This is a genomic window from Empedobacter sp. UBA3475 (genome assembly GCF_002378465.1).
GTDB classification, from domain to species: Bacteria; Bacteroidota; Bacteroidia; order Flavobacteriales; family Weeksellaceae; genus Empedobacter; species Empedobacter falsenii_B.
In genome coordinates this window covers 1-24,567 of record NZ_DFRA01000058.1, presented here as the reverse complement: position 1 = coordinate 24,567, position 24,567 = coordinate 1, and the positions used below count along the sequence as shown (strand labels likewise).

Annotated in this window: 24 protein-coding genes; 4 read left to right on the top strand and 20 right to left on the bottom strand. The window is 32.5% G+C overall.

Translation table 11 applies throughout. From position 1 onward, the window contains the following. Window positions 1-796: 796 nt before the first annotated feature. The 6 genes from B3I31_RS12375 to B3I31_RS12350 all read right to left on the bottom strand — a co-directional run bounded on the left by B3I31_RS12375 (window position 797) and on the right by B3I31_RS12350 (window position 6,417). Window positions 797-2,017 carry a bifunctional folylpolyglutamate synthase/dihydrofolate synthase gene (locus tag B3I31_RS12375; RefSeq protein WP_291059199.1) on the bottom strand — a complete coding sequence of 407 codons (1,221 nt, stop codon included), beginning with the start codon at window positions 2,015-2,017 and terminating at the stop codon, window positions 797-799. A 100-nt stretch (window positions 2,018-2,117) separates the two neighbouring features. Continuing rightward, window positions 2,118-3,278: a Na+/H+ antiporter NhaA gene (nhaA, locus tag B3I31_RS12370; RefSeq protein WP_291059201.1), complete on the bottom strand. Its 1,161-nt coding sequence runs from the start codon at window positions 3,276-3,278 to the stop codon at window positions 2,118-2,120. Window positions 3,279-3,685: 407 nt separating this feature from the next. Continuing rightward, window positions 3,686-4,423 carry a sterol desaturase family protein gene (locus tag B3I31_RS12365; RefSeq protein WP_291088090.1) on the bottom strand — a complete coding sequence of 246 codons (738 nt, stop codon included), beginning with the start codon at window positions 4,421-4,423 and terminating at the stop codon, window positions 3,686-3,688. Between the two features lie 162 nt (window positions 4,424-4,585). After that, window positions 4,586-4,783 carry an alpha/beta fold hydrolase gene (locus B3I31_RS12360; protein WP_180905265.1) on the bottom strand — a complete coding sequence of 66 codons (198 nt, stop codon included), beginning with the start codon at window positions 4,781-4,783 and terminating at the stop codon, window positions 4,586-4,588. A gap of 27 nt (window positions 4,784-4,810) precedes the next feature. After that, window positions 4,811-5,290, bottom strand: a complete 480-nt coding sequence (locus tag B3I31_RS12355) for an alpha/beta fold hydrolase (RefSeq protein ID WP_291088087.1) — start codon at window positions 5,288-5,290, stop codon at window positions 4,811-4,813. Between the two features lie 71 nt (window positions 5,291-5,361). Next, entirely contained in the window at window positions 5,362-6,417 is a 1,056-nt protein-coding gene (locus B3I31_RS12350) for an anhydro-N-acetylmuramic acid kinase (protein ID WP_291059207.1), read from the bottom strand. Window positions 6,418-6,980: 563 nt separating this feature from the next. Between B3I31_RS12350 and glyA the strand changes: the two genes are divergently transcribed. Then, a complete protein-coding gene (glyA, locus tag B3I31_RS12345; RefSeq protein WP_291059209.1) occupies window positions 6,981-8,255 on the top strand; it encodes a serine hydroxymethyltransferase in 1,275 nt (424 codons plus the stop codon). A gap of 399 nt (window positions 8,256-8,654) precedes the next feature. Here glyA and atpG read toward each other — a convergent pair whose 3' ends face one another. The 8 genes from atpG to B3I31_RS12305 form a co-directional block, all read right to left on the bottom strand. Beyond that, window positions 8,655-9,527, bottom strand: a complete 873-nt coding sequence (gene atpG, locus B3I31_RS12340) for an ATP synthase F1 subunit gamma (RefSeq protein ID WP_221854234.1) — start codon at window positions 9,525-9,527, stop codon at window positions 8,655-8,657. A gap of 71 nt (window positions 9,528-9,598) precedes the next feature. Further along, window positions 9,599-11,173 carry a F0F1 ATP synthase subunit alpha gene (gene atpA / locus B3I31_RS12335; RefSeq protein ID WP_038335134.1) on the bottom strand — a complete coding sequence of 525 codons (1,575 nt, stop codon included), beginning with the start codon at window positions 11,171-11,173 and terminating at the stop codon, window positions 9,599-9,601. Window positions 11,174-11,184: 11 nt separating this feature from the next. Then, a complete protein-coding gene (gene atpH, locus B3I31_RS12330; protein ID WP_114997871.1) occupies window positions 11,185-11,745 on the bottom strand; it encodes an ATP synthase F1 subunit delta in 561 nt (186 codons plus the stop codon). A 2-nt stretch (window positions 11,746-11,747) separates the two neighbouring features. Next, a complete protein-coding gene (locus B3I31_RS12325; protein ID WP_038335122.1) occupies window positions 11,748-12,242 on the bottom strand; it encodes a F0F1 ATP synthase subunit B in 495 nt (164 codons plus the stop codon). 97 nt (window positions 12,243-12,339) lie between these two features. After that, entirely contained in the window at window positions 12,340-12,549 is a 210-nt protein-coding gene (gene atpE, locus B3I31_RS12320) for an ATP synthase F0 subunit C (protein ID WP_013598300.1), read from the bottom strand. A 54-nt stretch (window positions 12,550-12,603) separates the two neighbouring features. Next, a complete protein-coding gene (gene atpB / locus B3I31_RS12315) occupies window positions 12,604-13,737 on the bottom strand; it encodes a F0F1 ATP synthase subunit A (protein ID WP_291059211.1) in 1,134 nt (377 codons plus the stop codon). Between the two features lie 78 nt (window positions 13,738-13,815). Beyond that, window positions 13,816-14,196: a hypothetical protein gene (locus B3I31_RS12310; protein WP_291059213.1), complete on the bottom strand. Its 381-nt coding sequence runs from the start codon at window positions 14,194-14,196 to the stop codon at window positions 13,816-13,818. Window positions 14,197-14,201: 5 nt separating this feature from the next. After that, a complete protein-coding gene (locus tag B3I31_RS12305; protein WP_114997876.1) occupies window positions 14,202-14,417 on the bottom strand; it encodes an AtpZ/AtpI family protein in 216 nt (71 codons plus the stop codon). Window positions 14,418-14,449: 32 nt separating this feature from the next. Between B3I31_RS12305 and dusB the strand changes: the two genes are divergently transcribed. Then, window positions 14,450-15,445: a tRNA dihydrouridine synthase DusB gene (dusB, locus tag B3I31_RS12300; protein WP_291059216.1), complete on the top strand. Its 996-nt coding sequence runs from the start codon at window positions 14,450-14,452 to the stop codon at window positions 15,443-15,445. A gap of 78 nt (window positions 15,446-15,523) precedes the next feature. Here the strand turns inward: dusB and B3I31_RS12295 are convergent, their stop codons facing one another. From B3I31_RS12295 to folE, 6 genes are all read right to left on the bottom strand, one after another. After that, complete coding sequence (locus B3I31_RS12295; protein ID WP_221854236.1) at window positions 15,524-15,820, bottom strand: hypothetical protein; 297 nt, start codon at window positions 15,818-15,820, stop codon at window positions 15,524-15,526. Window positions 15,821-15,904: 84 nt separating this feature from the next. Further along, entirely contained in the window at window positions 15,905-16,966 is a 1,062-nt protein-coding gene (locus B3I31_RS12290) for a DUF2891 domain-containing protein (RefSeq protein WP_291059218.1), read from the bottom strand. A 21-nt stretch (window positions 16,967-16,987) separates the two neighbouring features. Next, window positions 16,988-18,022 carry an alpha/beta hydrolase gene (locus B3I31_RS12285; RefSeq protein WP_291059220.1) on the bottom strand — a complete coding sequence of 345 codons (1,035 nt, stop codon included), beginning with the start codon at window positions 18,020-18,022 and terminating at the stop codon, window positions 16,988-16,990. Window positions 18,023-18,131: 109 nt separating this feature from the next. Continuing rightward, window positions 18,132-20,060 (bottom strand): putative porin, encoded by a 1,929-nt coding sequence (locus tag B3I31_RS12280; RefSeq protein WP_291059222.1) that lies wholly within the window; start codon window positions 20,058-20,060, stop codon window positions 18,132-18,134. 95 nt (window positions 20,061-20,155) lie between these two features. Then, on the bottom strand, window positions 20,156-21,628 hold the full coding sequence (gene cysS, locus B3I31_RS12275) for a cysteine--tRNA ligase (RefSeq protein WP_291047639.1): 1,473 nt from the start codon (window positions 21,626-21,628) through the stop codon (window positions 20,156-20,158). A gap of 17 nt (window positions 21,629-21,645) precedes the next feature. Further along, window positions 21,646-22,323, bottom strand: a complete 678-nt coding sequence (folE, locus tag B3I31_RS12270) for a GTP cyclohydrolase I FolE (protein ID WP_219033828.1) — start codon at window positions 22,321-22,323, stop codon at window positions 21,646-21,648. Window positions 22,324-22,461: 138 nt separating this feature from the next. On the opposite strand from folE, the gene hutH reads away from it, so the two are divergent. Together hutH and B3I31_RS12260 are read left to right on the top strand one after the other, a co-directional pair. Beyond that, window positions 22,462-23,970, top strand: coding sequence for a histidine ammonia-lyase (hutH, locus tag B3I31_RS12265; protein WP_291047637.1), 1,509 nt, complete (start codon window positions 22,462-22,464; stop codon window positions 23,968-23,970). Window positions 23,971-24,233: 263 nt separating this feature from the next. Continuing rightward, a complete protein-coding gene (locus B3I31_RS12260; protein ID WP_221854323.1) occupies window positions 24,234-24,527 on the top strand; it encodes a DUF2809 domain-containing protein in 294 nt (97 codons plus the stop codon). Window positions 24,528-24,567 lie beyond the last annotated feature (40 nt).

The window sequence follows — 24,567 nt, the reverse complement described above, 5'->3', positions numbered from 1 at the left end:
TTTAACACTTTTTAACACACTGTTTCTCTAACCACAATATAAACATAGGTTTTTTTAACCGTTTTTCACTTTAAATAATTTGAGTTTTTAGATTATTAATATTTCGATTTAAGTGTATTTTAATAATGTACTGATTCAATGTTTGTGCATTAATTTTAGCTAGAATACTATTAATTTGCTCTGATAATCTACGTTTTATACGATCGTAAATACTTCGTTGAATATTACAACTTAGCACTTAAGGGAGATTTCAAAATTAATGATTTTCACTATCAATACCCATAAATTCAACTGTTAAGACAAGACTTATGAGTCCTAAAAAGAAGTTTAGGTCATCTAAATTTATAAATTAAAAAGTGTATCTGTGGATAATTTTCGTAGAACTTCCAATATTCTTTCGTAATTTGCAAGTAAGTTGTTCATTGTAAACATTTTGAAGTTAAATAAATTTACTCTTTTTCAATCAAATGAACAACTTTATTATTTATCAATCAAAATGCACAACGGGTATAATTTACAATTTTTAAAATATGTAGCTTAACTTATACTATAAAATTCAGGGGATATCCATCTACCTGTGATTTTACAAATGTCGCAGTTGCTATAAGTGTAAAAACAAATAAAACTTTTTTCATATTTTTTGAGTTAACTAAACCATCGTAAATTCAGTAAAAAAACTTTCAAAATCATGAATTACATGCATTTAATACATAAAATAATTATTATAGGTTATAAAAAATATAGACTCCGCTATTCAAGCGGAGTCTATCATGATTTATTTCATATTATTTTAAAATTAGATGACTTCTGCAACAATAAATGTACTACCTCCAACGTAAATCATGTCATTTTCTGTTGCATTTGATTTTGCAGCAATTAATGCCTTTTCTACAGTATCAAAAAAGTGTTTATCGGTAATATCTTCTGGTATGATTTTATACAAGTCGTCAATGTCATATTTTCGAGGAACATCTGGTTGACATAAATAATAAGTTGCTTTTTTAGGAAAGAAATTTAAAATAGATAAAACATCTTTATCATTCACAAATCCTAAAACCAAATGCAATTGATTATAAGCTTGCTCATTTATTTGTTTTGAAACCTCTGCTAAACCATGTGGATTATGCGCAGTATCAGCAACAATTAATGGGTGTTGTCCTAAAATATCCCAACGTCCGCGCAAATTTGTATTCTTTACAACATTCAATAAGCCATTCGTAATATTTTCAGGAGAGACTGCCCAACCTTGTTTTTGCAATTGTTCAATAGCGGTTAAAACGGTACGTTTATTTTTGATTTGATAAGACCCTTTCAAATCTGAAGCTAAATCTTGAAAATGTTTTTCTTCAGCAAAAATGATTTTTGCATTTCTATCTTTCGCTACTTGTTCAAAAATTGTTTTTGTCTCTGCTGTTGTTTCACCAATTACAACCGCTGTATTTGGTTTTATGATACCAGCTTTTTCAAATGCAATTTTGTCCAATGTATCACCCAAAAATTGTGTATGATCTAAACCAATGTTCGTAATCACAGAAAGTTCTGGTAAAATAATATTCGTTGAATCTAATCGTCCGCCCAAACCAGTTTCTATAATCGCGATATCAACTTTCTGTTGTGCAAAATATTCGAAAGCCATCGCAATTGCAATTTCAAAAAAAGATGCTTTTTGATCAATTATTTTTTGCTCATGCTTATTCACAAAATCAATCACAAATTCTTCATCAGCCATTTCTCCATTTACACGTATTCGTTCACGAAAATCTTTGAGATGTGGAGAAGTTGTCAAACCTGTTTTATAACCTGCTTCCTGAAAAATAGAGGCCAACATATGAGACGTACTTCCTTTACCATTTGTCCCTGCAATATGAACCGTTTTAAACTTAGTTTGAGGATTTCCCAAATACTCGCATAACGCTGTAATATTTGTTAAATCTGCTTTCATTGCTGATGCTCCAACACGTTGAAACATTGGTAAATTTGTAAACAACCAATCGATTGTTTCTTGATACGTTCTCATTTATTCAAAAATTTTACACGAAGTTACGGAATCATCTTCAAAAAAAAATCGAATTTCTCCGAAGAAAAATTCGATTCTATTATTTATGAATTGACTATTCTTAATCTGAATAATCTTGTTTTGTAGTTAATAATATTTTTAAAACAATAAATCCAACAATAGCAGCTGTTAACGAAGCTACTAAAATCATCAATTTCGCTTCATTTATATAACTTGGGTCTTTGAAGGCCAACATCGAAACAAAAATAGACATTGTAAATCCAATTCCTCCTAAAATTCCGACACCAAAAACTCGTTTGAAATTTACTGCTGTAGGTAATTCACACAATCCTAATTTAACCGCAATCCATGTAAATAATGTAATTCCGACTGGTTTTCCTACAACTAATCCTAAGAAAATACCCGAAGCTAAAGGAATACTAAAATGCGCTAATCCTCCACCATCTATCGTAATTGCGGTATTTGCTAAAGCAAATAATGGTAGAATAATAAATGCTACTGGAATATGTAAAGCATGCTCCATTTTAGCTGAAAGTGATTTAGAATCGTCCTTATCAAATGGAATTGTAAATGCAACCAAAACTCCCGCAATTGTAGCGTGAATACCCGAATGCAACATAAACCACCAAACAGCAATCCCTCCAATGATATAAGGAATTATTGATTTTACTTTTAATTTATTTAAAGCGAAAAGACCTAACAAAATGGCAATTGCAATTCCGAATTGTGTAAAATCTAAAGGTAATTCTGGATTCGGATAAAACAATGCAATCACGACAATTGCTCCTAAATCGTCAATAACAGCTAAAGCTGTTAAAAATACTTTTAATGATAATGGAACTCTTTTTCCTAACATAGTTATAATAGCAACAGCAAAAGCAATATCTGTCGCCATCGGAATTCCAAAACCATGAATGGTATCCGTTCCTTTATTCGTCAAAAAGAAAATAAATGCAGGAATTAACATTCCTCCCAAAGCTGCAAAAACAGGTAAAATTGCTTTTTTAGTATCCGACAATTCACCTACAAAAACTTCGCGTTTTAATTCTAAACCAATCAAGAAAAAGAAAATAGCCATCAAACCATCATTAATCCAATGTGCAAAAGAATGCCCAAACATATCTGTTAACCAAATCGCATCATAAGATTCTGCAATTGGTGAATTGGCTAATAATAAAGAAAACGCAGTACAGAAAATTAATAAAATTCCACCCGAAGTCTGGCTATGAAAAAATTGGTTAAAAAGTTTAGAAACTATCATTATATTTTTTTTAGTTTGGTAAAAATAATGAACTCGTTTTTAACCTCCTAATCAAAACGAAACAATAAGACCTAAATTATCATTTATATAATCTTTAAAATACTTTTTTGATACCAATTGCTAAAATTAAACATCTTTTCGATGATAAAAACGAATATGAAAGGTAAAATCAGCAAGAAATAATTGTGAGATTGAATGATAAAAAAGCTGCAAAACACTAAAAATCTAATATGTTCTAAATAAGGCCCCCATCTTTTTTGTTCTAATTGTGCACCAATATTTATTAATGTAATCAAAACAAATGCAACGAAAAAACCTTTGGTTAAATTATCAAATTGATCAAAATAATATGTTACAATACTCATCGCGACAAACGATAAAATCAATTGTAAATTAATATAACCTTTTTATTTGAAATGATAACTATTCCCTTTATTCTTAGACATCCATTTCTTTTCAATAATTGGTCTTATTTCCTGATCCATCACTGCTGGACTACCAAAATATATCGTCAATTTTTCTTTAATGGAGGATTTTCTTCGAGCAGCTTCATACAACTCTAAATAATAATGAAAATGTTGCCACAAAAAACTGTAACTATTGATAGGATGCGTCAATCCATATCTTGGTTTTTCTTCTTCTTTCTGAAAAGTACCAAATAATATGTCCCAAAAAACAAATACATCTCCATAATTTTTGTCCAAATATTTTTCGTCAGAAGCATGATGAACACCATGAAGAGAAGGTGTTATAAAAATATATTCAAGCCATTTTTGTTTCTCCAAAATCTGCGTATGCGTAAAAAAAGAATACACGCCATGAACCACCAAAATCGTCATCACTAAATTTGGATGAAAACCAATAAAAGGCAAAATACACCAAAAAATATTGCGAACAATTGCTTGCAAAGTTGTTATACGTACCGCCACCGTAAAATTAAATTCTTCGGATTGATGATGCACAATATGGGCTCCCCAAAAAATATTGACTTCATGTCCCAAACGATGATACCAATACCAAACAAAATCTGTCGCTAAAAGCATCACAACCCAAATCCACCAAGCATTTGAAATATCTAAAAGACGATAATTTTCGTAAATCCAAACATACAAATTGTAAAAACTTACCGTAATAAAAAGATTCAATAATCGTTCTGCAATTCCTATTGAAATATTAGAAACCGAACTTTCATACTTATAAATATTCTTTAATTTTTTCTTTTTAACAACTACATATTCAAGCCATAAAAAAGAAAAAAAGCTGGTAAAGCAAAAGCTAAATACTCGGGATGATTCATTTTTAAGCACTTAAAAATTGTTGATATGTTGATTAAAAAGTAATGGCTGTTCCATCATCGGCACATGACCACAATCATCGCTATAAGCTAATTTTGCATTAGGTAAATGTGCAAAAAACTCTTCAGCAACATTTGGCGGTGTCACAATATCTTGTTTTCCCCAAACCAATAAAACTGGCTGATCTATTTTATGTAAAAGATGTTTCAAATTTTGTCGCTTTGCATCTCGCGCAATTTAAATTATAGTCAAAGCTTGTGTAGGCGTATTAGCGGCCGAAAAAACATCATCAACCAACTCTTTTGTTACAACATTTTTTGTTTCAAAAACTTCTTCTATCTTATTTTTGATATACTCGTAATCTCGCACACGCACAAAAGAAGCCTGCAAATTGCTTTCATACAAACCTGAACTTCCAGCTAAAATCAATTTATCAAACAAATTTGGATGTGCCAACGCATACAGCAATACAACATGACCGCCCAAAGAATTTCCAATTAATATTGGATTTTCAATTTTATTAGATTGAATGTAATTTTCTAGAAATTGAACTAAATTTTGAAGTGAATTTCTTTTGAAATGTGTAGAAAATAAAGGAAATGTTGGCGTATAAACATTATAATTTTCTTCAAGATTCTTGATAACATTTCCCCAATTACTAAGGCTTCCAAATAAGCCATGAAGTAAAATAACATCTTTATTTTTCGAATATTTCATATCGCATTTATTCTTGGTTATCGAATAAATGTAAATAAAATATTTTTTAAACTCTATTATTTAGATAGACTTTATAAGTGATATATAATTCCAGACGAATGGTCTTTGCTCGCTCCTGTTACAGATGCCAAACAATTTATTTCGTTATAAACACGACGATAACCAAGGAATGCAAATATTAAGGCTTCTTTAAAATCGATTAAATTATCAGTTGGAATAATGATTTCAACAGTTGATAATTCTCCTAAACGATTGATAAAAAATGTATTTCGAACTCCTCCTCCAGTTATCAACACGTTGTTGATATCATATAAAGCAAAGGTATTTTTAATTTGAATTACGAAATGCTCCACACAACTTCTCAGCTTATCTTCGATAGAAATATCGTACTTATCAACAATTGTTAAAAACTCATTCATAACCCATTCAAAACCTAATGATTTTGGAAAAGGTTGATGATAAAAATTCAAAAGATTCAATTCTTCAACTAATGCGATATTAATATGTCCTTGTTCTGCTCGTTCTCCATTTTTATCAAAATCAAAACCGAGTTGTTTTGCATAATGATTCAAGACAATATTAATTGGGCAGATATCAAATGCAATTCGTTTTCCATTTCTATTCATCGAAATGTTAGAAAAACCTCCAAGGTTTAAACATGCATCATAGTTAGAAAATAATAATTCGTCCCCAATCGGAACCAAAGGCGCTCCTTGTCCTCCTAAAATAACGTCTTGTGTTCTGAAATCGCACACCACTTTTTGTTGACAACGCGACGCAATTGCTAAACCATTTCCTATTTGCAAAGTGAATGATTTCTGCGGTTGATGAAAAATAGTTTGCCCGTGAGATGCAACAAAATCTACTTTTCTAATCTTATTTTTATGAATAAATTCTTTTACTTGTTCTCCAAGAAAATAACCATACTCTACATCTAGTTGGCATAAATCCATTGCCGAATATTGAAAAGCTTCTGTTAGTTTTGTTCGCCAATCGGATGAATAATCTATAGTTTCGGCATGTAAAATTTCGAAATGTTGGTTATCATCAAATCGGACATAGCAAATATCCAAACCATCTAACGAAGTTCCAGACATTAAACCAATGCAAAAAGTAGGGTTTTTCATGCTGTAAATTTAATGAGAGAAATTGATAGTTGGTTGGTTTAGAAATTAGAAATTTTAAATATCTAAGAAACCATCTTTCATTTTTTCCTTGATGAAAAAACGAAACAAAAAAATCAAGACCTCAATAAATCGGCTGAAAATGATTCATTCTACGCGAAAAGATTTAAAAACCTATCGGTTAAATCTTTTTTATCGCTTCGAATTTCTTCATTTTTTTAACGCCTTTTTATTGAAAGGTCATTTGAAATTCCTTTGAATAAGTAAATTAGTTTTCAATTATTAATAAGGTATGATTCTGAAAAAAGTATAAATATTATTACTCAAAACTTAGTACTTATTACTTATAACTCTAGATGCGTTAGGGATAGTAGTGGAAATCCTTTGCGTGAAACAAAGCGATAGCGAAGTTACAAAGTAAAGATTGCAACGAATAGCCCGCCCGAAGGGAACGCCCAAATCATTAGAAAAATTGTTTTGATAATTCTTAGGTTATTGCGAATATATCAGTTAGAAATTCTAATGATAAAAGCTTATATTTGAAACACAATTAATACAAACAAAACATGGCACAAGATGTAATCTTCGATTTGATTAAAGAAGAAAAAGAAAGACAACTGAATGGAATTGAATTAATCGCGTCAGAAAACTTTGTTTCAGACAACGTAATGCGCGCGATGGGTTCTGTTTTGACAAATAAATATGCAGAAGGTTATCCTGGAAAGCGCTATTACGGTGGCTGCGAAGTTGTAGACGAAGTAGAAACTATTGCAATTGATCGTTTGAAAGCGTTGTTTAATGCAGAGTATGCAAATGTGCAACCTCACTCAGGATCTCAGGCAAATGCAGCTGTTTACTTAGCATGTTTGAAACCAGGAGACAAGATCTTAGGATTCGATTTATCGCACGGAGGGCACTTAACTCACGGTTCTCCTGTTAACTTTTCTGGGTTAACTTACCAAACTTCTTTCTATGGAGTGGACAAAGAGACGGGAAGAATTGATTACGAAGCTATGGCAGAAACTGCTCGTAAAGAGAAGCCTCAAATGATAATTTGTGGTGCTTCAGCATATTCAAGAGACATAGATTATGCTAAATTTCGTGAGGTAGCTGATGAAGTTGGTGCTTTGTTATTAGCTGATATCTCGCATCCTGCTGGGTTAATCGCCCGCGGAATCTTAAACGATCCTATGCCTCATTGTCATATCGTAACGACGACAACTCACAAAACTTTACGTGGTCCTCGTGGTGGAGTCATTATGATGGGGAAAGATTTTGAGAACCCTTGGGGAGCAAAAACTCCTAAAGGTGAAGTGAAAATGATGTCTCAAATCTTGAACGGAGCAGTGTTCCCTGGTACACAAGGTGGGCCTTTGGAGCATGTAATCGCGTCTAAAGCTGTTGCTTTTGAAGAGGCTTTATCTGATGGTTATATGGACTATATTGTACAAGTTGTGAAGAATGCTAAGGCTTTAGCTGCGGCATTGGTTGCAAAAGGTTATGACATTGTTTCCGGAGGTACAGATAATCACTGTATGTTGATCGACTTACGTAACAAAGGTATTTCTGGGAAACAAGCAGAAAACGCTTTAGTTTCGGCAGAAATCACTTGTAACAAAAACATGGTTCCTTTCGATGATAAATCTCCTTTCGTTACATCGGGGATTCGTTTAGGTACGGCTGCTGTAACAACTCGTGGGTTGGTTGAAGCAGATATGCAAACTGTTGCTGACTTGATTGACGAAGTATTAATGAATATTGATAACGAAGAAATCATTGATGGAGTTGCAGATCGTGTAAACGAGTTCATGTCTTCTCGCCCATTATTTCAAATGAAATAAATAGAAACTTAGTTTCGATGATAACAATAGAAAAGTCCTGAGTATTTCTTAGGACTTTTTGTTTGATATAAAATGTCGAGACGTTTTAATCAAAACCACCTTAGCTTTTAGGTAAAATCACTTGACGTTTTTATTGAAATGTCTTGAGGAAATAATTTATTTCATTTTAATTTATAAAAAGAATAAAATAATGAGAATTCTAATTAGATATATGATTACAAAAATTATCATCCTGAATAAAGTAATAACTAAGTAGAAGTATTTCTTCAATACATATGTTAAAGAATAATTATTCAAAAGTGTTTATTACTTCTTTATAATCTAAAGTAAACATTATAAAAAAAAGCAACTTCGAGATGAAGTTGCTTTTCTATTTAAAAATAAGATAAGTCTTTGTTTTTACGCATTCAATGCTTCTGCACCACCAACGATCTCTAAGATCTCGTTTGTAATAGCAGCTTGACGAGCTTTGTTGTATTGAATTTTCAATCCTTTTTGTAACTCGCTTGCGTTGTCTGTTGCTTTATGCATTGCAGTCATACGTGCTCCGTGCTCAGAAGCGTTAGCATCTAATACGGCTTTGAATAATTGCGTTTTCAACGTTTGAGGGATTAAGTCTCTTAAAATTTCTTCTTTCGAAGGGTTGAAGATATAATCTAACTCTGCTGAATTGTTTGCTTCTTCTTCAGTTTTCTCTAAAACGACTGGTAAAAATTGTTCGTCTTGTACAATTTGAACAGCTGCATTTTGAAATTGATTGTAGATAATTCTGATTTGATCAAAGTCACCCGCAGTAAATTTCTCTACTAAATCGTCTGCAATTTCAGCTACATCTGCAAAATTTAAATTATCCCAAATGCTTGATGCATTTTTATAGATAGTTTGTGTTTTACTAAAAGTATCATTAGCTTTTTTACCAATTGCTAAAATCTCTACGTGTTTACTTGCTAATTCGCCAGCTAATAACGCATTTACTTTTTTGATGATGCTTGAGTTGTATCCTCCACATAAACCTCTATTTGAGTTAATAACGACTAAAAGTACTTTATTAACTTCGCGCTCTTCTGTTAATGCACCTCCTACTTCAGCTTCTAAAGTAGAACTTACATTTTGTAAAAGTTCACGTAATTTATCTGCATAAGGACGTAACTGTACGATAGAATCTGTAGCACGTTTTAGTTTTGCAGCAGAAACTAATTTCATAGCACTTGTAATCTGCATTGTAGAACCTACAGAAGTAATACGGTTACGTATATCTTTTAAATTTGGCATAATTCTATTTGAGATGAAGGATTAAAAGGAACTTAGAGATTCGGAAACCTCTAAGTTTCATTTATATTTTATTAGTATTTAGAAGTAGTTTCTGTGATAACTTTCTTCAATACATCCATAATTTCATCAGTCCATTTACCTAAACGGATAGATGTTAAAGTGTCTGCATATTTGTTGCGCATTAACTCAACAAAGTCAGCTTGCCACTCTTTCACTTGGTTAACTGGAACGTTTTTCAACATACCGTTAGTACCCGCATAAATAACTGCTACTTGTTCTTCTACTGGAATTGGAGCGTTAACACCTTGTTTTAATAACTCAACGTTACGTTCACCTTTACCAATTACGTTCATTGTAGCTGCATCTAAATCAGAACCAAATTTCGCGAAAGCTTCTAACTCACGGTATTGTGCTTGGTCTAATTTTAATGTACCAGATACTTTTTTCATTGGTTTTGTTTGTGCAGAACCACCAACACGAGATACAGAGATACCTACGTTGATCGCTGGACGAACACCTGAGTTGAATAAATCAGACTCTAAGAAGATTTGTCCATCTGTAATCGAAATTACGTTTGTTGGGATATATGCAGAAACGTCACCAGCTTGAGTTTCGATAATTGGTAAAGCAGTTAAAGAACCACCACCTTTTACGATACCTTTCATAGATTCTGGTAAATCATTCATTTGAGATGCAATTGCATCATCTTTGATTACTTTTGCAGCACGCTCTAATAAACGAGAGTGTAAGTAGAAAACGTCTCCAGGATATGCTTCACGTCCTGGTGGGCGACGTAATAATAAAGACACCTCACGGTATGCAACGGCTTGTTTAGATAAATCATCATAAACAATTAACGCTGGACGACCAGAGTCACGGAAATACTCTCCGATTGCAGCACCTGCCATTGGAGCATATACTTGCATTGGAGCTGGATCAGATGCATTAGCAGCAACTACTACTGTATATTTATCTGCACCGTGGTCTTGTAATGTTTTCATGATACCTGCTACTGTAGAACCTTTTTGTCCTACTGCAACATAGATACAGAAAACTGTTTCACCTCTATCGTAAAACTCTTTTTGATTTAAGATTGCATCTAAAGCAACAGAAGTTTTACCTGTTTGACGGTCACCAATGATTAACTCACGTTGTCCACGTCCAATTGGAATCATCGAGTCAATAGAAACGATACCAGTTTGTAATGGTTCGTTTACTGGTTGACGATAGATAACCCCAGGAGCTTTACGCTCGATAGGCATTTCATATAATTGTCCTTCGATTGGTCCTTTACCATCGATAGGATTTCCTAACATATCTACAACACGTCCTAACATTCCTTCACCTACGTTAATAGATGCAATTTTGTTTGTACGTTTTACAGTGTCACCTTCTTTAATACCTTTTGAAGGTCCGAAAAGTACAATACCTACGTTGTCTTCTTCAAGGTTTTGTACCATTCCTTCTAACCCGTTTGAGAATTCTACTAATTCTCCGTATTGAGCATTGTCTAACCCGTAAACACGAGCAATACCATCCCCAACAGTTAGAACGGTTCCTACTTCTGCTAATTCAACTGATGAATCAAAGCTTGTAAGTTGTTGTTTTAATATAGCTGAAACTTCAGCTGGATTTATTTCTGGCATTTCTGAAATATTTAAAATTTAGGAATGTATTCGTTTTTCGAAAAATCTTTTTTTAATGTAGCTAACTTAGTTTTGATTGAAGAATCTACTTGATTGTTTCCAATTTTTAAAACGAAACCTCCAATTAAAGATGCATCAATTTTGTTCTCTACTTTTACTTGACTATTTGTGGCTAAAGTTTGTTTTGCTTTTGCTACAATATTATCAATTGTATTTTGATCTAATTGTACTGCCGAAGTAATTTCTGCTGTAACAATATTATTTGCTAAATCGTATAATGAAATAAACTGATCTGCAATTTTAGACAAAATATTTTCTCTACCATGTCTTACGACTAACGAAATGAATGTTTGAGAAGTTTTTGATAAAGATTTGAAAATCTCACTCAATACAGCTTCTTTTTTCTTTGCATCAATCACCGGAGAATTTAAGAAAACTCTTAAATCATCATTCTCTTTTATGACTTTGCGAACATCATTCATTTCAGCATACACTACGTCTGTTTGGCTTGCTCCATTCGCAAACTCCATCAAACCTTTAGCATATCTATGTGCTGCTCTGAATCCTGCCATGATTAATTGAATTTAACTTGATCAATAACATCATTCACTAAAGCTTCTTGTGCAGATTTATCTGACAATTCTTTAGTTAAGATTTTTTCAGCAATTTCAATTGACAACTGCCCAACTTGATTTTTGATATCAGCCATAGCCGATGCCTTTTCATTTTGGATAGCTGACTTAGCATTTTCAATTAATTTGTTTGCTTCTACAGTTGCAGAATTTTTTGCCTCGTTGATGATATTTTCTTTCATTTCACGCGCTTCTTTTAAGATAGCATCACGTTCAGCACGAGCTTCTTTCATGATTTTCTCGTTTTGAGCGTTTAATAAAGCCATCTCTTCTTTCGCTTTTTTAGCTGCGTTTAATGCATCCTCGATAGATTGTTCTCTTTCTTTAACTGCAGATAGAATTGGTTTCCAAGCTAATGATCTTAACAATACTAATAAGATGATAAATACGACCGCAGTCCAAAAAATAAGACCAACTGAAGGTGTAATTAAATCCATTGTGTGTATGTATTAAATTTTATTTTTTACTAATTAATTTTTTAATGAATTAGCTTCAACAACCAACCGTTATTGAAGCTAATTTTTAATTCAAATATTATCCGTTACCTAATAACGCAACTACGATACCGAACAAACCTGCACCCTCGATTAAGGCTGCTGCGATAATCATAGCTGTTTGAATTTTTGAAGCCGCTTCTGGTTGTCTAGCGATTCCTTCCATAGCTGATCCACCGATTTTACCGATACCTAAACCAACTCCTAAAACTGCTAAACCAGCTCCGATTGCTGCAATACTTCCTGTCATGATAATTGTATTTAATTATTAAAAAATTATTTTATTGTTTTTTATATTCTATTCTTAATGGTGATCGTGGTCTGCTACTGCTGTTCCGATAAATAACGAAACTAACATTGTGAATACGAATGCTTGTAGTGCGGCTACTAATAACTCTAAACAGTAGATAAATAACGCTAATGGAATAGATCCACCTGCCATAGCTTCTGTTTGGAAAATAAAGATTAACGAAATTAACGACATAATAATAATGTGACCTGCTGTAATGTTCGCAAATAAACGAATCATTAAGGCGAAAGGTTTTGTAATAATCCCGATTAACTCAATTGGAGCTAAGATTAATTTTACTGGAACCGGTACACCTGGCATCCATAACATATGTCCCCAGTAACCTTTGTTTCCTGAGAAATTAATTACGATTAATGCGATTAATGCTAATACAAATGTAACTGCGATATTACCTGTAACGTTAGCTGCACCTGGTAACAATCCTAATAAATTGTTGATCCAAATGAAGAAAAATAACGTTAATAAATAAGGCATAAATTTCGCGTATTTTTTCTCACCAATATTTGGAATCGCTACTTCATCACGAACAAAAATAATAATTGGCTCGATAAATCCTGCGATACCTTTTGGTACCATATTTCCTTTTTTGTAGTTTGATGCAACTGCAGAGAAAACTAAGATTAAAATAACGAAAGAGATTAACATTGATGTTACGTTTTTCGTAATAGAAAAATCTAATGGTTTTTCATTTTCTAAATGAATAGCTCCTTTTTCGTCTACGTGAGGTTTGATTGTACCTTGCGCATCTGTTTTGTAGATTTTTTCGTGGTAGTTGATGTAGTAATTTCCGTTACTCTCAACAACCGCTTCGTTGTGGTGAAATTTAGAAGACATAAAAACTTGTAAACCATTATCCCATAAAATAACAGGTAATGCAACTCCTACACTTTTTTCTCCTTCTCCCCATAAATGCCAATCGTGTGCATCTGCAATGTGATGCATGATACCTGGCACTGGGTTAAATGTAGATTCGCCAGATTTCACTTTAGCAGCTTCCTCTTGACTTTTTACTTGCTCACTTTTAATTAACTCCTCAAACGTTTTTGGAAGACTTTCGTGCGGAACCGCTGTAGAGGCAAATCCGAAATTGAAAAGTAATAAAAACGCTAATAACGCTGAAAATTTCATGTATAATTCCTTTGTTTCTAAATTGCGTGCAAAATTATAGTAAATTAACCACTTACCAAAGTCAAATGCTAAAAATCATTAAACTTTTTTTAACTTTAAATTAATTAAGCGAATAAACACTAAAACTTCGGCTAGCAAAATTACAAAATAACTTATAATTAATTGCACAACATTTAATTTAATTTGTTCATTCACAACAATCAATGCTAATACAATTGCCATCTTCGCAATCATCCCTCCCATAAAGGCAAAACCAACATATTCTGGAAATTTTATCTTCACAAAACAACCAACTTGCAAAATCATTAATGTAATTAAACCAATTATTAAATACATTTTTGGAACAATTAGCGGATTTTCGCTAAAATTATAATGCGCAACAATTGCGTAATGAATACCACAAAAAATTGCAACCATTGCAATAAAAGAAAGTGCTAAAAGAATAAATTTCTTAATCATTAAAATTATTTTTTTGGTAATTGCTTCAACATCAAATATAATCCTGCAAAAACTCCCAGCAAAGATAAGCCAGCCGTCCATAATGGCTTGTCTGTTTCCATTTTTTTATCCAAAAAAGTTCCTAACCAAGCAAATAACGCAATCGTTACCGCCATCTGTATTCCCGTCGCAGAAAACTTTAAATATTGATTTACACCTTCGGACTTTCGTTCTTCTTTCATAAGTTTTATGTAATTTTGCAAAAAATTATTTCGTGGTAAAGATAGGAAACATAGAATTACCAGACTTCCCTTTATTGCTTGCACCGATGGAAGATGTGAGTGATCCGCCATTTCGTCGCCTATGCAAAATGCATGGAGCAGACTTGATGTATACTGAATTTATTTCTTCAGAAGGATTGATTCGTGATGCAATAAAAAGTCGTCAAAAATTAGATATTTTTGATTACGAACGTCCTATTGGTATTCAAATTTTTGGTGGAGATGAAGAGGCAATGGCGATGTCAGCTAAAATTGTTGAAACTGTTCAACCAGATATTGTTGATATTAACTTTGGATGTCCCGTAAAAAAAGTAGTTTGTAAAGGCGCAGGAGCAGGTGTTTTAAAAGATATAGATTTGATGGTACGTTTAACAAAATCTGTTGTTGAAAGTACACATTTACCAGTTACTGTAAAAACGCGTTTGGGTTGGGATTCTGACTCGATTAACATTTATGAAGTTGCCGAACGTTTGCAAGAAACAGGTATCAAAGCATTGTCAATTCACGGACGTACGCGTACACAAATGTATAAAGGACAAGCAAATTGGGAACCGATTGCAAAAGTAAAAGCGAACCCAAATATTGAGATTCCAATTTTTGGAAATGGAGATATTGATTCGCCGCAAAAAGCGATCGAATACAAAGAAAAATACGGTGTAGATGGTGTGATGATTGGTCGTGCGGCGATTGGATATCCTTGGATTTTCGAGCAAATTAAACATTATCGAGAAACAGGTGAATTGTTACCAGAACCAACAATTGTAGAACGAATGGAAGCGGCTAAAAATCACTTAAATTGGGCGATTGATTGGAAAGGAGAACGAACTGGAATTTTGGAAACACGTATGCATTATACCAATTATTTCAAAGGAATTCCTAATTTCAAACCTTATCGTACAAAATTAGTCACACAAGATAATCTTGTTGATTTGATGCAAACTTTCGAAGAAATTGAAGAAGAATTTATTCCAACATTAGAAGAAATTTAATCGTTAGAAATAATTCATCACTATAAAAAAATCCACCAAAAAACTTGGTGGATTTTTCATTTAAACTTGAGACTATAATTAATTACAATTATCTACAAGCAACACTTCTTCTGGATTCAGCGTATCATATTTCATCAATACAACTTCGTCCACGTCTGCTCTAGATCGTAAAGTAACTTCATAAACTTCATCATTCACAGGATATTGTATCGTTGCTTTCGGACGTTTAAATGTTCCGCTAGTTTCCACAACAACACCTTCTACACATTTCCCTGTTTTAGCCAATTGATCTTCTAATTGACTTTTCGAATATTGACTAAATCCGAATGCTGCAAGACCTAAAACTGCAATGACGATATAAAAATATTTTTTCATAGAATTAAAATTTAATGTTTCGTATTAGTTTTGTTTGAAACAAATTTAGATTCAATTCTATCGTTATAAAATCCCTATTATTAGCTAATTTTTAGTTTCGTGTTTGGTTTTCAGTGCATAAAGTGCAAAAGTTCCCAACCAATGACTCCCCATATAATCATCGTTCGAAATATTATTGAACGAGTAATTGAAATGATGATTTGCCCAATCATTCAAATAATTTAACTCTGGTAATTTTGCAGAAATTTGATACAAAGCCGTTGCACGACTAAAATTCAAACCATCCAAATGAACCAATTGCCCATCCGTACGATCCGAAACAATTCCAGGTTTTAGCTCATGTTTTTTATCAAACAATTGTGGTAAAAATGATTTCAACCATTTTTTATATTCATCATGCGGGTGAATTTTAGACATTAACAAAGCTTCTTCCAAACAAGCCGAAAGAAAATCTGATCCACTTGGCTCGAAAGCAATATTGCAACTTTTATCTTTTTGGTAAAGACGATTTGCATTATCAATAATCACTTTTTCAAATGCTTTATCATTCACAGAACGTGCATAATCTATCGCTAAACTCAAACCAAAAGCCGTATTATCATGCGTTCCTGTACGAATTGGATAAACTAATTTCGGCAAATATTCTTTGTATCTAACAATAATCAAATCACTCAAAGGTTTCAGATTTTTTGCCCAAACTTGCGCATCTTTATCTTGCCAATTATTCAATTCCATTTGCAATTGTAACAACCAAGCCCAACCGTATGTACGTTCGAAATTCTTGTTATTTTTATCATTGAAAAAGGCCATTTCAACCGCAACATTTTCTGCTGTAATCAATTGATTTAACTCATTTCTAACCTGATTATTTTGATCCAATTCAGGAAAATCTTTCATCAATTTCACAATCGACCAAAATCCATGCACAGACGAATGCCAATCAAAACAACCATAAAAAATTGGACGCAATTGCTTTGGCGTTTTAAGATCTGCATCACTTCCCAAAACATTTCCTAATTTGTTCGGATACTCAGTCTTGATACAATGTGTCGGTAATTCAAATATTTTTTTGGCTTGATCTAAGTGTAATTCTTGCGCAAAAGCAGTCGTCGTCAATAAAGTTGTTAAATAGAGTAATTTTTTCATCAAAATGTTTTTACCAAATTACTAATTTTTATTCGAGTCCAAGAATTTTTCTAACTCTTCTTTTGCTTGTAAACTTTCAGGAAAATTTTTCACATTTTGTTCAAAAAACTGTTTTGCTAAATCATTTTTCTTTTGTTTTACCAGATAATTTGCAACATTGTTGATATACGTTTCTGTTGGTTGAAAAGAATAATTCAATTTTCTAGAAATCGCTTCAAACGAATCTTTAACCAAATTTGGTTGATTCGGAATCTCTTTAATATTCACACGATAACCATCAAACTGCCAACGCAAATAATCAATCGAGCCAATCATTGGAACCGAACCATGTTCTTCGCCAACATATTGTTTGTAATGATAATTCAACGATTTATTCTTTGATAATTTCAAACGTTCATCCACCTTTTTTATGCTTTGATAATGATCGCGTAAATGATTTGTATTTTGACTTTCTCCGACTTGCGTAATCATCAAAAATCGATTCTCGAAAGAATGATTTTCTAAGTTTTGATAAAGATTCAATAATTCTTTGTCATTAAACCAAATACTTGGATCGTGCGCAACATATCCATTGAAAGTTTTGGGGTGATTGTACAAGGTTTTCAACGCAAAATAGCCACCCAAAGAATGTCCAATTAACAAACGAAAATCATTCACACGATAATTTTTCTGCATAAAAGGAAACAATTCAGTTTGAATAAAATTGAGGAAATTAACATCATTCACATGTGTAAAATCTTTTGTTCGATCACCATTTTTATTTGTAATTCCAACAATAATCGATTCGGGCATTTCTGGATAAAAACCAGATTGAAATTTAGAAACTACGCCTGTTAAAAATGTAAAATTAGATTCGGCATCTAACACATAAATCACTGGATAATTTACTTTTTGAAGTTTATTATTGGTATACGACTCGGGAAGATTCACCCAAATTTCTCGTTCAGTATTTAAGATTTTAGAATTTATTTTTTGAATTTCACCAATTGATAATTTTTCTTGCGAAAAACCGATTTGAAAGAAAATCAAACAAAATAAAAGTAGGAATTTTTTCATGTATAAAATTTTCCTAAAAATAGCTATTTAGAATTATTCTACACAAATGATTTTGGACAGAAAAAACGACCTCATCATGAAGTCGTTTTTCTGTATAATTTGTATTTTTTTAACTAAAAATATTCCATTTCAAGCCAAGTTGAAATTTGAAATCTCGGTACGGAACATTTGGTGCTGCAAAATAATCAGGTTGTTTTGTAAACGACGCATTGATATGCTCACCACGAATGTAAAAACGCATATTACGAACCTTGAAATTGATAAAAACATCCAAAATAGGATAACCACCAATCTCTTGTATACTTGCTGGATCTTGCAATGCAAATTCGTTCAGAATTGGGATGTAACGCAAACCATTGTATTTCGTAAAATATGTTGCATTAATACCAGCTTGTAATTGAGCATTCTTATTGAATAATTCTCCTTGCCAATACAATGTTTCACGAATTAAGAAATCTGGCAAAGGCATATATTCTTCGTTTTTCGTTACTTTTTGATATTGCGCTGTCGAAACCAAATTAATCTTTCCGAAACGTAAATGATTTTCACCTTTTATTTTGAAATAATTAATATTATCCGTCAATTGTTTATAAACCAACAATTCGTTTAAATATACTTTATTGTCAATATTATAAATTGAGGCTTCTAAGGTTGTATTAACTTTATCTAACTTTAACTTTGCAAAAATATTTTGAACATTTTCTGTTTCAAATTTATTAACGTAGTTAAAATTATTAAAGAAACTTTGATTGTAAACTGCATTCAACGAAGGAAGTTTTGACTGAATAACCGCTCCAGCACTCAATGTATAACCTTCTATCGGCGTCACATCTAAAACCGCATCTACATTGTAAACACTTTTGTAATTATCAGATTGCAGATATTCAACATTTCCGTAAAGTTTCAATTTTTCATTCCAATCAAAATCCACTTTTCCAAGAACTCCAAAAAGATTTTCCTCTATTTGCTTTGGAACTGCAACAATCGTCATGGCTTGATCAGCAAAAACACGTAAATTCTGGAATTTAACACCAGCTTCTATCTTCACACGATCTGTCCACTGAAAACCAGCAGTTGTCGTATTGGATAAATCTGTAAAACTCTTTTTACTTCTATAGTCCGTTCCAGTAATAATCGGTGTAGAATATAAAGTTCCGTTTGGTGAAGTATCTTCGTAGCGATATTTTTGTTTTTCGTACGAGAATTTATTCTTCAATTCGATTGGATTATAAAAAGTCGAATCTTTTTCATTCATCTTTTTTAAGATTCCGTACGAAGCATTCAATTCTATTCGACGCGCATCAAATTCAGATTTTGCTGTTTGAGAATTCACCGGAATATTACGAACATTCGTCATTCTGCGATCATCTTGCAAAATAAAATCATCAATATCTTCTATTCCACCGTTTTCATTATTTTTCAGATTTTGTGCCGCATAATTCCACCACAATTTGAAACGCTCTGATTTTGTTTTATAATTTGACGAAAAAACAAACGTATTATTCTGAGCTTTTTCATGTTTATAACGACCTTCGGAAATTAATCCACGATAATGAAACGTATAATTGAATTGCTTGTTGATATTATGCGAAAATGTCGAAGACAAAAAGTTACCTTCTTTAACACCATTCTCGTAAATAAACTCGGTATATGGCGTTTTGACATCATAATATTTGATATCATTTGCGTAATAATAGTTATATTTTTTACCAGTTGGTAACATCGACGGATTGAATGGTGTATTTTGATACTCCAAATCCACCACTACACCTCCAACATTCGGGAAAAATAATTTTCCGAACGCATCTTTGCGAATAAAATTTTGATTATAATAGTTTTTGATACTTAATGTCGTATCCAAAACCTCTGGTTTTCTGCCATTTGTCCAAAACTTATAATCGTCGATTTTGGTTTTATAATATGTAACCGAATCATTTGTTGATGATCCTTTTAATGGTTTTAAAACTTTTATCGAATCCTCTTGAGCCTGCGCTACAATAGCTCCTAATAAAAATAAACCAATGATTGTTTTTTTCATCCTGTTGAATAAATCCTTACAAAAGTAATCTAAAATTGAGAGATACAAAAAAACCCACTTATTTCTAAGTGGGTTAAATATTTTATAAATCTTTCTTAAAAAGTGAAAGTTGTTCCGTCAGCGCCGTCTTTTAGTTGGATACCTAATGCACTTAATTCATCACGAATTTGATCTGATAATGCCCAATTTTTATCTACACGTGCCTGATTACGCATTTCGATTAGCATTTTTACAACACCATCTAATTTATCTGAACTTTCGTTTGCAGCTTCTGTATCCAAACCTAAAACATCATGAACAAAACCATTCATAATTGCTTTTAAACGTTCTAAATCTTCTGCTATAATATTCTCGAAACTATCTTTGATTGAATTAATCATTTTCACTGCATCAAATAAATGTGCGATCAATATCGGCGTATTGAAATCATCATCCATTGCGGTATATAATTTCGTTTCTAATTCATCAATATTAACGGTAGATGTTTTCTTTGGCGTAATTGTTTCTAATGTTTTTAATGCTTCAACCAAACGATTATATCCCTTTTCGGAAGCTAACATTGCATCATTCGAAATATCTAAAACACTGCGATAATGCGCTTGTAAGAAACAAAAACGTACAACAGCTGGATGAAATGGTTTTTCGAAGAAATCATTTTCACCATTCACTAATTGCATAGGTAAAATGTAATTTCCAGTCGATTTACTCATACGCTGACCATTCATCGTCAACATATTCGCATGCATCCAATATTTTACTGGTTCGTGACCATTAGAACCTTTTGCTTGCGCAATTTCACATTCGTGGTGAGGGAATTTAAGATCCATTCCTCCTCCGTGAATATCAAAATAATCTCCAAGATATTTTGTGCTCATCACTGTACATTCTAAGTGCCAACCAGGGAAACCATCTCCCCAAGGAGAAGCCCAACGCATAATGTGAGCAGGCGAAGCGTTTTTCCAAAGTGCAAAATCCACTGGATTCTTTTTCTCTCCTTGCCCGTCTAAATCTCTTGTATTATTGATTAATTCTTCGATGTTACGGTTACTCAATTCACCATAATCAAGTCCTTTTTTGTTGTAAGCTTCCACATCAAAATAAACTGATCCGTTTACTTCATAAGCAAATCCTAAATCAATTAATTTTTCTGCTAAAGCAATTTGTTCTAAAATATGACCTGTCGCTGTAGGCTCGATTGTTGGAGGTAGTAAATTAAATTTTTCTAAAACTTTATGAAAATCAACTGTATACTTCTGTACGATTTCCATTGGTTCTAATTTCTCTAATTTAGATTGTTTTACAAAACGATCATTTTCTACATTTCCATCATCCGTTAAATGTCCAGCATCAGTAATATTACGAACGTAACGAACTTTGTAACCCAAAAATTTTAGGTAACGATAAATCATATCAAACGACATAAACGTACGTACATTTCCAAGATGCACATTACTGTAAACGGTAGGTCCACAAACATACATTCCAACATTATCTTGATTAATTGGTTCGAACGTTTCTTTCTGTCCCGTTAAGGAATTATGTAATTTTAATTGATTTTCTTTTACCATTTTATAGGATTTATAATTTAAACATTGAAAGGAGTTTTCATTCCGATGTACGAAATAAACTCTTTTCTTAATTGCTCACTTTCTTTAAAAGCTCCACCAAATTCAGCTGTTACAGTACTTGATTCGATATCTTTAATTCCGCGCGAATTTACACACAAATGTTTCGCATCAATAATACATGCAACATCATCAGTTCCCAAAGCTTCTTGCATTGCTTTCACAATTTGCATTGTCAAACGCTCTTGTACCTGCGGACGTTTTGCATAATATTCTACAATACGATTCATTTTAGACAAACCGATTACTTTCCCTTTCGAGATGTAACCAACATGTGCACGTCCAACGATTGGTAAAAAGTGATGCTCGCAAGTCGAATAAACCACGATATCCTTTTCAACCAACATTTGATTGTAGTTATATTTATTTTCGAAAGTTGACATTCCAGGCTTACGCTCTGGCAATAAACCACCAAAAATCTCTTTTACGAACATTTTCGCAACACGTTTTGGCGTTCCTTTCAAACTATCATCTGTTAAATCTAAGCCTAAAGTTTCCATGATGTTACGGAAATCCGCTTCTATCTTTTCCACTTTTTCTTCAGCAGACAACTCAAATGCATCAGCTCTCAAAGGCGTTTCTAAGTTTGCTGACATATGGTCGTCCCCCATTTCGTCATGAAGATGTTTATCACACATTACATAAAAATTTTAGCAAATTTATAAAAGATAGTGTTATAAAACCTTATCAAAACTCAATTATTCCAACTGAAATGATTTCTATTATTTATTGAACCGATGAAAAGATTATCTTTGAAGTATCACAAATTCGAAAAAATGATCAAGAAAACTTACGGCATCGATTTTCTTTCGTTCGAGGACTACAAAGGAATCAAAGAAGGAAACATCGAAATTGAACTTAATGAAGCAAGTAAACAACAAATCTTAAAATCTCAACAAAATGTTGCTAAAATAGTCGCTTCTGGGCAAACAGTGTATGGAATAAATACTGGTTTTGGTCCACTTTGCGATACTAAAATTTCGGAAGAAGAAACACGTCAACTTCAACACAATTTATTAATCAGTCATGCGGTTGGTGTTGGAAATCCAATCAAGAAAGAAATTTCTAAAACCATGTTAATTGCAAAAGCACATGCTTTATCAAAAGGATATTCTGGTGTGACTTTAGAAGTTGTGGAACGAATTTTATTAATGGTCGAAAAAGATATTATTCCTGTTGTTCCAGAAAAAGGATCTGTTGGAGCATCTGGAGATTTAGCGCCTTTATCACATTTATTTTTACCATTAATTGGTGAAGGAAAAGTTTGGGATGGCGATACAATTATTTCGACAAAAGAAGCATTAGCTAAACACAACTTACAACCTTTACATCTTTCTGCGAAAGAAGGTTTAGGATTAATCAACGGAACACAATTCATTTTATCTCATGCTTTAAATGGTTTAGAAAAATTTGAATATTTATTGAATTTAGCTGACGTTGCAGGCGCTTTATCATTAGAAGCTTACGAAGGTTCTCCTCGTCCATTCGAAGAAGAATTGCACCAAGTTCGTCCATTCAAAGGAACATTATTGGTTGCAGAACGCATGCGAAATTTATTGAAAGGCTCTGAAATTGCTTTCTCTCACGCAGATTGTGGTCGTGTACAAGATCCATATTCATTACGTTGTATGCCTCAAGTTCATGGCGCATCACGAAATGCTTTTTTCCATTTACAAGAATTAGCAGAAATCGAATTAAATTCTGTTACCGATAATCCAATCGTTGTTTCGGATGAAGAAGCTATTTCTGGTGGAAACTTCCACGGACAACCATTAGCAATGGTGTTAGATTACGCAACAATTGCCGCTTCAGAATTAGGAAACATTTCAGATCGTCGTCAATATTTATTAATCGAAGGAAAATATGGTTTACCAAAATTATTAACAGAAAGTTCTGGTTTAAATTCTGGTTTCATGATTCCTCAATATACATCTGCTGCGCTTTGTACAGAAAACAAAACATTGTGTTTCCCTGCATCGGCAGATAGTATTCCGACTTCTTTGGGACAAGAAGATCATGTTTCGATGGGAAGTATTTCTGGACGAAAATTCAACCAAGTTTTAGACAATGTAGAACGTATTTTAGCAATCGAATTAATGTACGCTTGTCAAGGTTTAGAATTTAGAAGACCACGTAAAACAAGTGCATTCTTAGAAGAAGTTTTCGCAAAAGTTCGTTCGGTATGTCCTAAATTAGAAGACGATCGTTTGATTGGAGATGACATCAACAATATTATTGATTTGTTGCAAACAGATGATTTCAAAAAATTAATATTAAGTTTTTAAATTATCCTTTTCATCCAGAATTTGTCGAAGGATAAACTATTAATAATATAGAAAACTACTATATATAGAAGACTCTTCGACAGGCTCAGAATGACAATTACAACAACGACAATCAAGTAAATATCATTCCAAATAAATGGAGGAATTTAAAAAAATATAATGTGTTCCTGAAACAAGTTCAGGATGACTTAACGATTAGTCAAGTTGAATTCATTTCAACTTCGCATCAAATTAAAATGTAATATGCTAAAATTCGATAAAAAATCATTCGTCCATTTGTTGGTGATATTTTAGTCGTGATTTTTATTTACTATTTTATCAAAGCATTTATCAACACAAAAGCAATTAACATTGCAATTTTTACATTGACTTTTTCTTTTGTTGTAGAAATTTTACAATATTTCAATTTTGTAGAAATAATTGGTTTAGGACATAATAAAGCAGCTCGAATAATTATCGGAACATTTTTTTCTTGGATTGATTTACTATGTTATTTCATCGGATTTGTTCTATTATTTTTTATTGATAAAGATTTGAAGAAAAAAAATGTAATTTGAACGAGATTTCTCAACAAGCTCCTTTAGATTTGAAAATCTT

What these genes read in the sequence shown, in the direction of transcription:
- B3I31_RS12375 (WP_291059199.1), bottom strand. Translation starts at nt 2,017, where the DNA reads ATGAGAACGTATCAAGAAACAATCGATTGGTTGTTTACAAATTTACCA.
- nhaA (WP_291059201.1), bottom strand. Translation starts at nt 3,278, where the DNA reads ATGATAGTTTCTAAACTTTTTAACCAATTTTTTCATAGCCAGACTTCG.
- B3I31_RS12355 (WP_291088087.1), bottom strand. Translation starts at nt 5,290, where the DNA reads ATGAAATATTCGAAAAATAAAGATGTTATTTTACTTCATGGCTTATTT.
- B3I31_RS12350 (WP_291059207.1), bottom strand. Translation starts at nt 6,417, where the DNA reads ATGAAAAACCCTACTTTTTGCATTGGTTTAATGTCTGGAACTTCGTTA.
- glyA (WP_291059209.1), top strand. Translation starts at nt 6,981, where the DNA reads ATGGCACAAGATGTAATCTTCGATTTGATTAAAGAAGAAAAAGAAAGA.
- atpG (WP_221854234.1), bottom strand. Translation starts at nt 9,527, where the DNA reads ATGCCAAATTTAAAAGATATACGTAACCGTATTACTTCTGTAGGTTCT.
- atpA (WP_038335134.1), bottom strand. Translation starts at nt 11,173, where the DNA reads ATGCCAGAAATAAATCCAGCTGAAGTTTCAGCTATATTAAAACAACAA.
- atpH (WP_114997871.1), bottom strand. Translation starts at nt 11,745, where the DNA reads ATGGCAGGATTCAGAGCAGCACATAGATATGCTAAAGGTTTGATGGAG.
- B3I31_RS12325 (WP_038335122.1), bottom strand. Translation starts at nt 12,242, where the DNA reads ATGGATTTAATTACACCTTCAGTTGGTCTTATTTTTTGGACTGCGGTC.
- atpE (WP_013598300.1), bottom strand. Translation starts at nt 12,549, where the DNA reads ATGACAGGAAGTATTGCAGCAATCGGAGCTGGTTTAGCAGTTTTAGGA.
- atpB (WP_291059211.1), bottom strand. Translation starts at nt 13,737, where the DNA reads ATGAAATTTTCAGCGTTATTAGCGTTTTTATTACTTTTCAATTTCGGA.
- B3I31_RS12310 (WP_291059213.1), bottom strand. Translation starts at nt 14,196, where the DNA reads ATGATTAAGAAATTTATTCTTTTAGCACTTTCTTTTATTGCAATGGTT.
- B3I31_RS12305 (WP_114997876.1), bottom strand. Translation starts at nt 14,417, where the DNA reads ATGAAAGAAGAACGAAAGTCCGAAGGTGTAAATCAATATTTAAAGTTT.
- B3I31_RS12295 (WP_221854236.1), bottom strand. Translation starts at nt 15,820, where the DNA reads ATGAAAAAATATTTTTATATCGTCATTGCAGTTTTAGGTCTTGCAGCA.
- B3I31_RS12290 (WP_291059218.1), bottom strand. Translation starts at nt 16,966, where the DNA reads ATGAAAAAATTACTCTATTTAACAACTTTATTGACGACGACTGCTTTT.
- B3I31_RS12285 (WP_291059220.1), bottom strand. Translation starts at nt 18,022, where the DNA reads ATGAAAAAATTCCTACTTTTATTTTGTTTGATTTTCTTTCAAATCGGT.
- B3I31_RS12280 (WP_291059222.1), bottom strand. Translation starts at nt 20,060, where the DNA reads ATGAAAAAAACAATCATTGGTTTATTTTTATTAGGAGCTATTGTAGCG.
- cysS (WP_291047639.1), bottom strand. Translation starts at nt 21,628, where the DNA reads ATGGTAAAAGAAAATCAATTAAAATTACATAATTCCTTAACGGGACAG.
- folE (WP_219033828.1), bottom strand. Translation starts at nt 22,323, where the DNA reads ATGTGTGATAAACATCTTCATGACGAAATGGGGGACGACCATATGTCA.
- hutH (WP_291047637.1), top strand. Translation starts at nt 22,462, where the DNA reads ATGATCAAGAAAACTTACGGCATCGATTTTCTTTCGTTCGAGGACTAC.